General features: G+C 59.6%; 13 protein-coding genes. 7 read left to right on the plus strand and 6 right to left on the minus strand.

The features are described 5' to 3' along the window. Nucleotides 1-2: 2 nt before the first annotated feature. Nucleotides 3-959 carry a hypothetical protein gene (locus NQL71_RS08260; RefSeq protein ID WP_046816599.1) on the plus strand — a complete coding sequence of 319 codons (957 nt, stop codon included), beginning with the start codon at nt 3-5 and terminating at the stop codon, nt 957-959. A gap of 148 nt (nt 960-1,107) precedes the next feature. Next, complete coding sequence (locus NQL71_RS08265) at nt 1,108-1,425, plus strand: helix-turn-helix domain-containing protein (protein ID WP_046816598.1); 318 nt, start codon at nt 1,108-1,110, stop codon at nt 1,423-1,425. 50 nt (nt 1,426-1,475) lie between these two features. On the opposite strand, the gene NQL71_RS08270 is transcribed toward NQL71_RS08265, so the two are convergent. Next, the gene (locus NQL71_RS08270; protein ID WP_274642511.1) at nt 1,476-2,978 is read right to left on the minus strand and encodes an amidase family protein; all 1,503 of its coding nucleotides are present in this window, start codon (nt 2,976-2,978) and stop codon (nt 1,476-1,478) included. A gap of 129 nt (nt 2,979-3,107) precedes the next feature. Further along, nucleotides 3,108-4,166: an MBL fold metallo-hydrolase gene (locus NQL71_RS08275; RefSeq protein ID WP_077184335.1), complete on the minus strand. Its 1,059-nt coding sequence runs from the start codon at nt 4,164-4,166 to the stop codon at nt 3,108-3,110. Between the two features lie 208 nt (nt 4,167-4,374). On the opposite strand from NQL71_RS08275, the gene NQL71_RS08280 reads away from it, so the two are divergent. Then, nucleotides 4,375-4,986: a TetR/AcrR family transcriptional regulator gene (locus NQL71_RS08280; protein ID WP_274642512.1), complete on the plus strand. Its 612-nt coding sequence runs from the start codon at nt 4,375-4,377 to the stop codon at nt 4,984-4,986. Between the two features lie 244 nt (nt 4,987-5,230). On the opposite strand, the gene NQL71_RS08285 is transcribed toward NQL71_RS08280, so the two are convergent. Beyond that, a complete protein-coding gene (locus tag NQL71_RS08285; RefSeq protein WP_046816594.1) occupies nt 5,231-5,557 on the minus strand; it encodes a DUF2025 family protein in 327 nt (108 codons plus the stop codon). Nucleotides 5,558-5,777: 220 nt separating this feature from the next. Between NQL71_RS08285 and NQL71_RS08290 the strand changes: the two genes are divergently transcribed. The 3 genes from NQL71_RS08290 to NQL71_RS08300 all read left to right on the plus strand — a co-directional run bounded on the left by NQL71_RS08290 (nt 5,778) and on the right by NQL71_RS08300 (nt 9,139). Next, nucleotides 5,778-6,905: a glycerophosphodiester phosphodiesterase gene (locus NQL71_RS08290; RefSeq protein ID WP_274642513.1), complete on the plus strand. Its 1,128-nt coding sequence runs from the start codon at nt 5,778-5,780 to the stop codon at nt 6,903-6,905. Between the two features lie 88 nt (nt 6,906-6,993). Next, nucleotides 6,994-7,302 (plus strand): PepSY domain-containing protein, encoded by a 309-nt coding sequence (locus NQL71_RS08295; RefSeq protein ID WP_046816592.1) that lies wholly within the window; start codon nt 6,994-6,996, stop codon nt 7,300-7,302. 223 nt (nt 7,303-7,525) lie between these two features. After that, a complete protein-coding gene (locus tag NQL71_RS08300; RefSeq protein WP_274642514.1) occupies nt 7,526-9,139 on the plus strand; it encodes an inorganic phosphate transporter in 1,614 nt (537 codons plus the stop codon). Here NQL71_RS08300 and NQL71_RS08305 read toward each other — a convergent pair. Further along, the gene (locus tag NQL71_RS08305; RefSeq protein WP_077184348.1) at nt 9,123-9,569 is read right to left on the minus strand and encodes a multidrug/biocide efflux PACE transporter; all 447 of its coding nucleotides are present in this window, start codon (nt 9,567-9,569) and stop codon (nt 9,123-9,125) included. The genes NQL71_RS08300 and NQL71_RS08305 overlap by 17 nt on opposite strands. An 88-nt stretch (nt 9,570-9,657) precedes the next feature. On the opposite strand from NQL71_RS08305, the gene NQL71_RS08310 reads away from it, so the two are divergent. Beyond that, a complete protein-coding gene (locus NQL71_RS08310) occupies nt 9,658-10,512 on the plus strand; it encodes a LysR family transcriptional regulator (RefSeq protein WP_077184351.1) in 855 nt (284 codons plus the stop codon). Between the two features lie 112 nt (nt 10,513-10,624). Here the strand turns inward: NQL71_RS08310 and NQL71_RS08315 are convergent, their stop codons facing one another. Beyond that, the gene (locus NQL71_RS08315; RefSeq protein WP_274642515.1) at nt 10,625-11,860 is read right to left on the minus strand and encodes an RNA polymerase sigma factor; all 1,236 of its coding nucleotides are present in this window, start codon (nt 11,858-11,860) and stop codon (nt 10,625-10,627) included. Between the two features lies 1 nt (nt 11,861). Further along, the gene (locus NQL71_RS08320) at nt 11,862-12,206 is read right to left on the minus strand and encodes a YciI family protein (RefSeq protein ID WP_046816587.1); all 345 of its coding nucleotides are present in this window, start codon (nt 12,204-12,206) and stop codon (nt 11,862-11,864) included. Between the last annotated feature and the right edge of the window lie 50 nt (nt 12,207-12,256).

Here is a 12,256-nt window from a genome sequence, read left to right on the forward strand (position 1 = left end):
CCATGAAATTCGACCTCGCCTATTGCCTCGGCCTCGATGAAAAACTGTCGATCTACGACGTGCGCGATCTGAATTTCGACGAGACGATGGCGTTCGATTCCGCGAAAGAACATTTCCAATGCCCCAATGACGCCTGTCGCCTGGCGTTCGATGTGGCGAACGGGCTGGGCACGTTCAACGCCAAGAACGTCAACTATGTGCGCACGCCGCATTTCAAGAACCTGCCGAGCACGCGGCATGTCGCCGGTTGTCCTTATGTGAGCCTGAAGGCCCCGGCCTCGACCGGCGAGGAAACGGATGACAGTCGTGAGGAACATTTCCCGTCGGAATTGTTACTGAGCAGGCGTGAATACCTGCGCAAGCCATCGCACCCGATTGTGGCTGCCGATCTGCAAGGAGCTGAACCAGCAGCGGCTCCGACAGCCAACAGTGTCGAGCAGCCCGGGCGGGAATCGGCACCGGACAAGACCAGTGTCTTCGCCCACCCGGTGGAGTGCTTCGTGTCGAATTTCGAGGACAAGGCGCTGCTCAAGCGCATGCCGCTGAAGATTGGCGAGCACACGGCGCCGTATGCCTCGTTTTTCAAGAAGATCGAATACCTGCAAGACAACAAGGGGCTGGTCTACTGGGGCAAGATCAAGCAGATCAAGGACTACACCCAAAGCTTTCGCATCGATTTCGAGAAGAAGGTCTGGTTCGAGAAAAAACCCTACTCAGTCAACGTTTACCTTAACAAGAAGCTGATCGATAGCTACCGCAAACGCACGGCGTTCCTGGCGCAGATCAAGCACGCCATCGAGAGCGGGCGGCCGTTGTATTGCTTCTTTTATGGCGTCCAGCCGGCGCTGCAGCAGGTGCCCAGCAAAAAAAATCCCGAGCAGACGTTCGGAGTGTTCAGCGCCAATATCGAGAATCTGGACCACTTGATCGTGCGCGAGGCGCCGGGACTGGAGGGCTAGTCATCCGTCCCGCACAGACACTGACCTTCTGTCTGGCCAAGGGGTACGAATCGGCAAAAATCGAAAAATGCGTTTGATCCGGATCGAAAACCACTGTACAAAAACACAGTGAATTTAAAACCAGTACTCTCGAGCCCGGAGAACCCCCATGGCCTCTCAAGCGATGAAAATCACCCTGGAACGTATCGCCCTCTTCCAATTCACCCCGGCCCACTGCGCCCAGGCCCGAGCGATGCTGGGCTGGAGCGTGGAAACCTTGTCCCGCGAAGCCGGGGTTTCGGTGCAGGCCATCGAGCGCTTCGAGGCGCGGCAGGATGTGCTGGATGTCACTCGCCTGGCATTGGCGTACCGGCTTGAAGCGGAAGGGCTGGTGTTCTTCCCCGGGTTTGCGCCGGGCAGAGGGATGAACGTGAAAGGGTCTACGCCCAATCCAATGGCGAGGGCGGATTTTGCGATGGTTGAATGAGGTCGCAACTCCACCTTGCGAGTTACGACCAGATTTGCAGCGAACTGAAACTACGGCCTGAATGCAGGTATTGGCCGTGCATGGGACGCCTGTTCATAGCCATAGGCCAAGGCCAGGAGACTGGCTTCGCTCCAGCGTGCACCGAAGAACAATGCTGATGTGGGCAGCCCTTCCTCGTCTGCTCCGGTAGGCATCATGACGCTGGGGTATCCCGCCAGCGGAACGATGTTCAACCCCGGTGAGCCAACATCCAGCACCACGGCATCCAGTTGGTGCCGAGCCAGGACGTCATCGATGACCGCGGCGTTTTCACGCTGGATTGTCTGCCACAGTTGCTCGTAGGTACGTTGGTCAAACGCCACGTCATTGGCAGCGATCAAGACGCTTTGCCCATGACCTTCGACGCCGGGTGTGTGTTGATTGAAACGCACAAGGTCATCGAGGCTCTGAATTGCCAGACCGGTCCGTTTCGCGAGGTAGTCAGGCAGGTGGATTTTGATGCCCATGGAAAGAGCCTCGTCCACCTGCGCCGACTGAGGGTCATTGAGCTCGATGGGTATCATTGTTGCCCCGGCGGCCTGCATGACTTCCAGCGCACGGGAAAACTGGGGATCGCCCTGAGCTGCCTCACCACTCACATCGAACTTGAGTGGATAACCGAGGCGCCGTCCAACCAGCGAACCGGGCCTGAGCAATGCCGTGTAATCCAAGCCATTGAGGGCTCGCGGTTTGCTGACCGGATCGGCGGCGTCATTACCCGTCATGGCGTTTAGCAGCAAGGCCGCATCGCGAACGGTGCGTGCCATCGGCCCAGGGGTGTCGAGTTTGTGTGTTACCGGAACAATGCCACTGCGACTCAACAACCCCACCGTGGGCTTGAGCCCCACCACCCCATTGAGCGATGCCGGACAGACAATCGAGCCGGCGGTTTCCGTCCCTACACTCAAGGGTGCGAAACCTGCGGCTACTGCCGCGCCGGACCCTGAGCTCGAACCGCAAGGGGTCTGGCTTAACAGATGTGGATTCCTGGTTTGTCCGCCTCGGCCGCTCCAGCCATCGGGAAGCGCTGCATCACGAAAGTTCGCCCACTCGCTGAGATTGGTCTTGCCCAGAATGATCGCGCCAGCGGCCCTCAGCCGTTGCACGATAAAGGCATCCTTGGCGGCGGGTTGCCCGATCATGGCCATTGACCCGGCGCTGGTCTGCATCTGGTCTGATGTATCGATATTGTCTTTCAACAACAGTGGAATTCCGTGCAAGGGGCCGCGAACATGCCCGGTTTCGCGCTCACGATCCAGCGACCTGGCAATCGCCAGCGCATCGGGGTTCAGCTCAATGATCGCATTGATCCCGGGTCCGTTTTTATCGAGTCTGTCGACGCGTTGCAGCAGATGTTGTACCAGCGCCTCGGCGCTCAGTTGGCCGCGCTCCATTTCCTTGCTGATTTCATCGACACTCAAGTACTCCAAGGCTTGCCCATTGGCGCAGCTTGCGATCGACAGCAGAACAATCTGGGCCAGCCGCGTCATGCAGCCTTTCATCTTTACATCCATGTGAATGACATCCTTATGGTAGCGAGTGAATGAGTTCACTCGCTCTCCAGCCTACAGACGCGGCCGGAAATGTCCGTCATCACTTGCCCCCGAATCACATAGGAAAACTCGCTTCGTCCTGTAGTTGTTTCACCCGAGACTTTGCTGCTCCTGGTAAACCTGCTGTTCGACTTCATACCACCACGCCGTACCGCGCTGCGCAGCCAGCACATTGAACGCCTCGCCCATGCGCGGCGTGGTGATCGAGACATTGCGCTCCCAGGCCAGGGCCAGGATACGGTCGAAGGGTTCGTACCAGGCATGCATCGACAAATCGAAGGTGCCGTTGTGAATCGGCAGCAACCAGCGCCCCTTGAGGTCGAGGTGAGCCTGCAGGGTTTGCTCAGGTTGCATGTGCACATGGGGCCAGTCGACGTTATAGGCGCCGGTTTCCATGAGTGTCAGGTCGAAGGGGCCGTATTGTTCGCCGATGTGTTTGAAGCCGTCGAAGTAGCCGCTGTCGCCACTGAAGAAGATGCGCGTATCGCCATCGATCATTACCCACGAGGCCCACAGGGTGCTGTTGCCGTCGAATAGGCCACGACCGGAAAAGTGCTGCGATGGCGTGGCGACGAACTGGATGCCCTCGACCTCAGTGCACTGCCACCAGTCCAGTTGACGGATTTTACTGGGGTCGATACCCCACTTGATCAGGGTATCGCCCACCCCTAACGGGGTGAGGAAGTACTTGGCCTTGTCGGCAAGCTTGAGCACCGCCCGATAGTCCAGGTGATCGTAGTGATCGTGAGACAGGATCACGGCTTCTATCGGAGGCAATTGATCGAGGCTGATCGGCGGCTGGTGAAAACGCTTGGGGCCGGCCCATTGCACGGGGGAGGCGCGTTCGGCGAAGACCGGGTCAGTGATCCAGAATCTGTCGCGCAGTTTGAGTAATACCGTTGAATGACCAAGGCGATAGACGCTGTGGTTCGGCGCAGCCATCAACGCCGCTTGCGTCAGCGACTGCACGGGTACAGGTGCCGTCGGACGGGTGTCGCGGGGTTTGTGAAACATCGCGCTCCAGAGGATACGCAAGGTTTTGCCAACGCTTAGACGCTGGATCGGCCGATGGTTTTGAAACTGTCCTTGAGCCTGTCGGGAAGCTTCGGGCTTGGAGGCGCTGTTCGTCGCGGAAGTTGATTTGGCCATGGGCAAGACTCCGGGAAAACCGCTTCACGATTCTCCGTCCAGTGACGATAAATGGCCGAGACACGCACGCATCAGCCGAGCACTCTAGTTTTACCGGGCAGGATTAACAAAACATTACACTGCACAGTGTAGTTTCAAGGTTGCAGCAAAGCCGATCACAAGTAAACTACCAAGTGTAATTTTCCTTTCTTCTTGCCGAAGCGTATTTATGACAGCTCCACAGCGCCTCACCGACCGTAAACGCGAAGCGATCATTCAGGCGGCGATTGTCGAATTTCGTGCCAATGGATTCGACATCACCAGCATGGACAGGATTGCTGCCACCGCCGGTGTGTCGAAGCGCACGGTGTACAACCACTTCCCCAGCAAGGAAGAATTGTTCGCCGAAATTCTCAATCAACTATGGGTCCGGGTAACGGCGGAACAGGAAGCGCCTTACCGTCCGGACCTGCCCTTGCGTGACCAGATGCGGCACCTGCTGACGGTAAAGCTGCAGATGTTGAGCGATGAGAACCTGCTCGATCTGGCGCGGGTGGCTATCGCTGCCACCATCCACTCCCCCGAGCGCGCACAAAGCATGGTGGCCCGGATGGGTGAGCGTGAAGAAAACCTGACCCTGTGGATTCGTGCCGCCCAGGCTGATGGACGTCTGAAAGCGGTCGCCCCGGAATTTGCCGCGCAACAGGTCCATGGCCTGCTCAAATCCTTTGCATTCTGGCCGCAGATTTCCATGGGGCTGCCGGCTTTGTCGATCGAGATGCAAAGTACCGTGGTGGAGTCGGCGCTGGACATGTTCCTGGCCTGCTATCAGGTGCAATAAACGACAATCTCGACGGCGGCGTCGCAGGATTGGTCGCTCTGATGTGCACGGTGAAAATGTGTTTCAGAATGAAACCCGCACCGAGGCTATAGGGCGAATTCAACCGGTCGTCGCAACACCTTGATCGAGGTGTTTATGGGACGACCTGCCGGATGGATGCAAAAATTGACGGGCCAAAGACCTGAAAAGCCTAAGGCAGCCGACGCCTACACTGCGAAGAGGCCGGTGCATCACCGCACGACCATCAACCTCGCACCAAACGCCTCACCGCCGAAATCTCCGGCACTTCCCGCCTGTCCATGTATACCCGCAGCGGTTCAGTAATGTTGATTCGGTCGTCGATGTTCTGATCCAGTAACAGCTGAATCAACTCGCGCTTGAGGGTCATGGTTTGCTCAGGGCCGGCAGCCCAGACGAATTCGCTGGAGGGAATGATGCCGTCGTCAGCCACGTCCATGCCGAAGGCGTCCTCGCTGAAGCGGACGATGTAGTGGCCGGTCTTGCGATTGAGGCCAACGAAGCCGTTGAGTTGGTCAGCGGCCTGGCAGATGAGCTGGGAAGTGATGCGCACGCAAACCTCACAATAAATGATCGATGGTTTACACGCGTGGCCAGCGAATGGTTTTCCCTCTGCCGGGGAATTTGCCTGGGCCAAGAATAATGCAGACAAGCGCACAAAAGCGCTGACCCGCATCAGCTTTCAACACGTTTATGTCGGTCTCGTGATAGCGCTGGCATCGCTCAGTTGTTAAAAGAGACTCTTTGAAACCTGTCACGAAAGGATCTCGACCATGCCGGCCACCTTCACCCAAAGCGCCCTGCTCCTGAGTTTGCTGCTTGGCCTCGGCCAGGCCCAGGCCGCCAGCGAGCCCGGCCCCGCCGCGCTGGCCACCCGTGTGGGCATTCCACACCCGGCGGTGATCGCTCACCGTGGCGCGTCTTTCGATGCCCCGGAATCCACCGCCGCCGCCTACAGACTGGCACGCGACGTGGGTGCCGATTACCTGGAGCTCGACCTGCAGCGCAGCAAGGATGGCGTGCTGTTCGCCCTGCACGACAATAACCTGCAACGCACCACCGATGTCGCCAGCAAGTTCCCCGAGCGCAAGGACAGCCCCGCCAATGCCTTCACCATGGCCGAACTGAAAACCCTGGATGCCGGCAGCTGGTTCAACGCGGCCTACCCCGATCGCGGGCAGCCTGCGTTTGCCGGCCTGAAAATCCTCACCCTCGATGAAATCATCGACATCGCCCAGGGCAATCCGCTGCACAAGCCTGGCCTGTACATCGAAACCAAGGAGCCCAAGCAGTTTCCCGGTATCGAGCATGACCTCAAGGAAAAACTCCAGGATCGAGGCTGGCTGAGCCCGGCGGGGTCGAAACTGGCCAAAAGCGAACTGCGCGTCGGCCAGGGCAAAGGCAAGGTGGTGCTGCAAACCTTCGACAAGAGCAGCCTCGAATTGCTGCAAAAGGAAATGCCACAGGTACCGAAGATCCTGCTGTTGTGGGTCGGCGAAGGCAACATCGAGCCACAATCGACCGTGAGCTTTGCCGAGTCCGGCGCCAAGGACAAAGCCGCTTACTACGCCAAACAACAACCCAAGGATAAAGCCGAGTTCCAGCGCTGGGTCGACTACGCCAAGACCCAGGGCGCAATCGGCACCGGACCGTCCGCCGCGCTGACCCAGGGTGGCGATCAGAGCTACGCCGACCTGGTGCAACCGTGGATGAACCAGTACACCCACGATCAAGGTCTGCTGGTGCACGCGTACACCATTGATGAGGCGGTGGATTACCAGAAGGTCATGGAGGCAGGCGTCGACGGCATTTTCACCAACCGTGCCAGCGAATTGCTGAAGTTCTACAAGCGTCCGGCGCCGGCGAGTGTGGCGCAGGTGCTGCGCAATAATGGGTATTGATTGTTCGATTCAAGGGAATTTAAGCGTGAATTAAGTTGCCACAATTAATCTGATCCCACTTAGACAGCTCACCCAAGGAAAGAACCTCATGAAAACCCTGACCGCTCTGTTCACTGCTGCCGCCCTGACCCTCACCGCGGGCCTGGCCCAGGCCAAAGACGTACCCGTAGACCAGATCCCTCAGCTGGCCAAGGATGGCAAGATCAAGCCGCTGGAAGAGCTGAACCAGATCGTGCTGAAGTTGCACCCCGGCGCGACGATTACCGACAGCGACCTGGACAAGCACTCCGACATCTATGAGTACGAAGTCGAACTGCGCGACGCCAAGAATGTTGAATGGGACGTGGACCTGAATGCCGCCACCGGTGAAGTCCTGAAGAACAAGCAAGACGACTGATACCCCCGGAGAAAAGCCGCACGATGGCAACATCGTGCGGCTTTTCTGCGTCTGGGTGGCATGGCAGGTCGTTGGGCGTTTCCCAAGCGCCAGGATTAGTAGGCGCGTGGATTTTTCGATCGGTGGTCACCGCAAAAAAAACAAAACCTGATCCAGCGCAGTTTCTCTGTAATATTTCGCATCGATCATGGGCGACACTCCTTTCCCCTCAGGAATGTCCGGCATGGCCACTCCCTCTTTCACCGCCGCCCCGGCGCCCGCCATCAGCGTCAAACCGCAATTGGACAAAAAACCCGGCGCGTACACTCTGGTGGTGTTTTTCACAGTACTGAGCCTCGGGCTGCTGTTCACCGCCTATAGCCTGATACACGACGTGAGCGAGCTTGGCACGGTGGTGACCACCTGGACGCCGTTCATACTCCTGGGCGTGGCCTTGCTGATTGCCTTGGGCTTCGAGTTCGTCAACGGTTTCCACGACACCGCCAACGCCGTCGCCACAGTGATCTATACGCATTCGCTGCCACCGAATTTCGCGGTGGTCTGGTCCGGGTTCTTCAACTTCCTCGGGGTGCTGCTGTCCAGTGGTGCGGTGGCGTTCGGCATCATCGCGCTGTTGCCGGTCGAGCTGATTCTGCAAGTCGGTTCATCGGCGGGTTTTGCGATGATTTTCGCCCTGCTGATCGCCGCAATCCTGTGGAACCTCGGCACCTGGTGGCTGGGCCTGCCGGCCTCGTCATCGCACACCCTGATCGGTTCGATCATCGGAGTCGGCGTAGCCAATGCCCTGATGCACGGGCGCGACGGCACCAGCGGTGTGGACTGGGCGCAGGCGACCAAGGTCGGTTACGCCCTGCTGCTCTCGCCACTGGTCGGCTTCGGCTGCGCCGCAATGTTGCTCCTGACCCTGCGAGCCTTCGTCAAGAATCGCGCGCTGTACAAGGAGCCCAAGGGCAATATTGCGCCGCCGTGGTGGATTCGCAGCCTGTTGATCCTGACCTGCACCGGCGTGTCCTTCGCCCACGGCTCCAATGACGGTCAGAAAGGCATGGGGCTGATCATGCTGATTCTGGTCGGGACCTTGCCGATGGCCTATGCGCTGAACCGCACCATGCCCGCGGATCAGGCGTTGCAGTTTGCCGCCGTGGCCGAAGTGACCCAGCAGGCGCTGGTCAAGCGTGCACCGCTGCCGGCACCGGCCGACCCGCGACCGATCCTCTCCGATTACGTGCGCAGCAAGAAAGTCACGCCGCAACTGATCCCTGCCCTTGCGGCACTGACCGGCAACATCGGCAACGAAGTGAAGGGTTATGGTTCGCTGTCCAAAGTCCCGGCGCAAGCCATGGGCAACGTGCGCAACGACATGTACCTGACCAGCGAGACCATTCGCCTGATGGACAAGAACAAGGTCGGTAACTTCGACGCCGATACCACCGGCAAATTGCAGTTGTTCAAGCAGCAGATCGACAACGCCACGCGCTTCATCCCGTTGTGGGTGAAGATCGCTGTAGCGATAGCGCTGGGCCTGGGCACCATGGTCGGCTGGAAGCGCATCGTGGTGACCGTGGGCGAGAAAATCGGCAAGTCCCACCTGACTTACGCCCAAGGCGCCTCGGCGGAGACCGTGGCCATGCTGACCATCGGTGCCGCCGACATGTTCGGCTTGCCGGTCTCGACCACCCACGTGCTGTCGTCAGGAGTGGCAGGGACCATGGTTGCCAATGGCGGCGGCCTGCAGATGAAGACCATCCGCAACCTGCTGATGGCCTGGGTACTGACCTTGCCGGCGGCGATAGTGTTGTCGGGCAGTTTGTACTGGCTGTTCACCCAATTGTTCTGAATAAGGTAGAGCGAACGACCATCCGCTCGCGCACCACGTCATACACCCAGTGGTAAACATAGGTGTACGGCAGGAAAAACAGCAGCACGCCGATATCCAGAAGGAACGCCTGCCACAGGCTGATATTCAGCCACCAGGCAATCAAGGGTACGCCGAGGGCGACCAGTCCGCCTTCGAACAACAGCGCGTGCACCACGCGGACCCAGGCGTTGTGGGCAATGGCGAAACGCTTGAGCACACGGTCGAACAGGCCGTTGAAAACCACGTTCCATGCCAGGGCCAACACGGCAATGACCACCGTGACAGCGCCCATCTCCAGCATCGGTTTGTCCATGATCCAGGCCAGTAACGGCGTACAGATCAGGATGGCCAGCAGTTCGAACCCGATGGCCTGGAAAATACGTTCGGTAATGGATTTATTGGCGCTCATGGCCTGACTCCCTGGTAACGATGGTTGCCATCATCCAACCTCAGACCGATACTTCATAACCAATAACCATCGATCAAGGCGATAGTTCATGGCATCCCAGGAAGTGCTGCAGGCGTTCGTCCAGGCTGCGACCCAAGGCTCGTTTTCCGCCGCGGCGCGCAAATTGGGCCGTAGTCAGTCGACCATCAGCGCTGCGGTGGCCAGCCTGGAAATCGATCTGAACCTGACACTGTTCGACCGCAGCAGCCGCAAGCCCAGCCTGACCCCCGCCGGGCACGTCATGTTGCAACGGGCCGAAGAGATCCTGGCCGCCACCAGTCGCCTGGAAATGACCGCCAGCCAACTGTCCCAGGGCGTCGAGGCGAAGCTCACCGTGGCGCTTTCCGACACTTATCAGTCCGATCGCTTTGAAGTGGCACTCAATGCATTCGAGCGGCGTTATCCCGACCTGGAACTCGAATGCCTGATTGCCGAATGCGATGATCTGGTCGCACTGGTGCAAAGCGGTCGGGCCAACATCGCCTTCGCTGAAATGCAGGAGAGCTATCCGCCGGACCTGGTCAGCTCGACCGTGGACGAACGCACGGAATTCGCCCTGTTCGTGTCCCGCCAGCATCCGCTGGCCAAGCAGGAAAATATTGACCAGGACACACTGCAACAGCATCGCGAGCTGCGCCTGGCGACCATCGTCAACCCCTACGAAAGCCGTGCCAAGGGACGGGTCTGGTCGGCACCCAGTTACCTGATGCTGTTGGAAATGGCCCAGGGAGGATTCGGCTGGGCGCCGCTGCCACGCTGGCTGGTTGGGCGTTTTGGCGCGGGGGCGTTGCAGGAATTGGAGGTGCGTGGCTGGCCGAAAACGGTGTCGGTGGATGCCTTGTGGTCACGCTTGCATCCGCCGGGGCCGGCTGGGAGCTGGTTGCTGGGCAAAATGCTGGAATAGGGGTGTGGCTTCTGACCTCTTTGCGAGCAGGCTCACCCCCTCAAAGGGTTTGTGGTGCACACCATTCCCTGTGGGAGCTGGCTTGCTCGCGAAGGGCCCAGCAAAAATCACATCACTCCAACGCCTGCAACCGAGCCTCGATAAACCGCCGCTCCGGCTCCTGCTGCGTCAACTCCAGCGCCCGCCGATAGGCGGCCCGCGCCTGCTCCACCCTGCCCAACTGCCGGCAGAACTCCGCCCGCGCCGAATGCGCCAGGTGGTAATCGAGCAGATCACCCCGCGCCAGAATCGCCTCGACCAGGGTAAGCCCTGCCAACGGGCCATCGCGCCTGGAGATCGCCGCCGCCCGGTTCAATTCGATCACCGGCGACGGCCAGGCCCGCAGCAACACGTCATACAGCCCGACGATCTGCACCCAGTCGGTTGCCTCGATCGACGGCGCTTCGGCATGCACCGCGGCAATTGCCGCTTGCAGGCAATACGGGCCGAATCGTCGGGTGCCCAATGCGCGCTCCACCAAGGCACAACCTTCGGTGATCATCTGCGCGTCCCACAGCGTGCGGTCCTGGTCATCCAGCAGAATCAAGTCGCCGTCCGCGCAGGTCCTGGCCACGCGCCGGGACTCGTGCAACAGCATCAAGGCCAGCAAGCCCATGACCTCCGGCTCAGGCAGCAACTCCATCAACAAACGCCCCAGGCGAATCGCTTCGCGGGTCAAGTCTTCGCGGGTCACTTGTGCCCCGCCGGACGCCGAATAGCCTTCGTTGAATACCAGGTAAATCACCCGCAGCACGCTGTCGAGGCGCTCGGGCAGTTCGGCATGGGATGGCACCTGATAGGGAATTTTCGCGTCACGGATCTTCGCCTTGGCGCGCACGATGCGCTGGGCGATGGTGGCCGGTGCCGAGAGAAAGGCCCGGGCGATTTCTTCCGTGGTCAGGTCGCAGACTTCGCGCAGCGTCAACGGCACCTGGGCGTCCGCCGCCAATGCCGGGTGACAGCAAGTGAAGATCAGCCGCAGGCGATCGTCTTCCACGTCTTCGTCGCTCCAGTCGGCTTGCTCCAACGCCTCGAGTTGCGCCTGTAAGAAGGGCCGCGAAGCATTGAAGCGCGCACGCCGGCGCAGCACATCGATGGCCTTGAAGCGCCCCGTGGATACCAGCCAGGCACGCGGATTGTCCGGCACGCCGTCCTGCTGCCAGCGTTGCACCGCGACGAAAAACGCTTCGTGCAAGGCCTCTTCGGCGAGGTCGAAATCGCCGAGCAGGCGAATCAGGGTCGCCAGGATACGTCGCGACTCCTGGCGATAAACCTGCTCGACCCTGGCCTGTGCCGACAGCCCCGGCATCTTAAGGATTCAACTGCCGAACGGGACGCACTTCGACACTGCCGACCCGCGCCGCCGGGATGTTCCCGGCGACCTGCAGGGCTTCGTTGAGGTCCTTGGCATCGATCAGGTAGAAGCCGGCCAACTGCTCCTTGGTTTCGGCGAATGGGCCGTCGGTGATCGACAACTTGCCGTTGCGCATGCGCACCGTGGTGGCGGTCTGCACCGACTCCAGCGCTTCGGCGGCAACCATCCGGCCACTGCCCTGGATCGACTCGGCATAGGCCATGCATTCCTCGTCCTTGGGGCTTTCCGGCAGCGAATGCAGCAGGCGCTCATCGCTGTAGACCAGGCATAAATACTTCATCGCGCTCTCCCGATTGAACGGATCAACTATGGTCGCAGATCGGCCGTTTC

It is taken from the genome of Pseudomonas serbica, assembly GCF_028823535.1.
GTDB classification, from domain to species: Bacteria; Pseudomonadota; Gammaproteobacteria; order Pseudomonadales; family Pseudomonadaceae; genus Aquipseudomonas; species Aquipseudomonas serbica.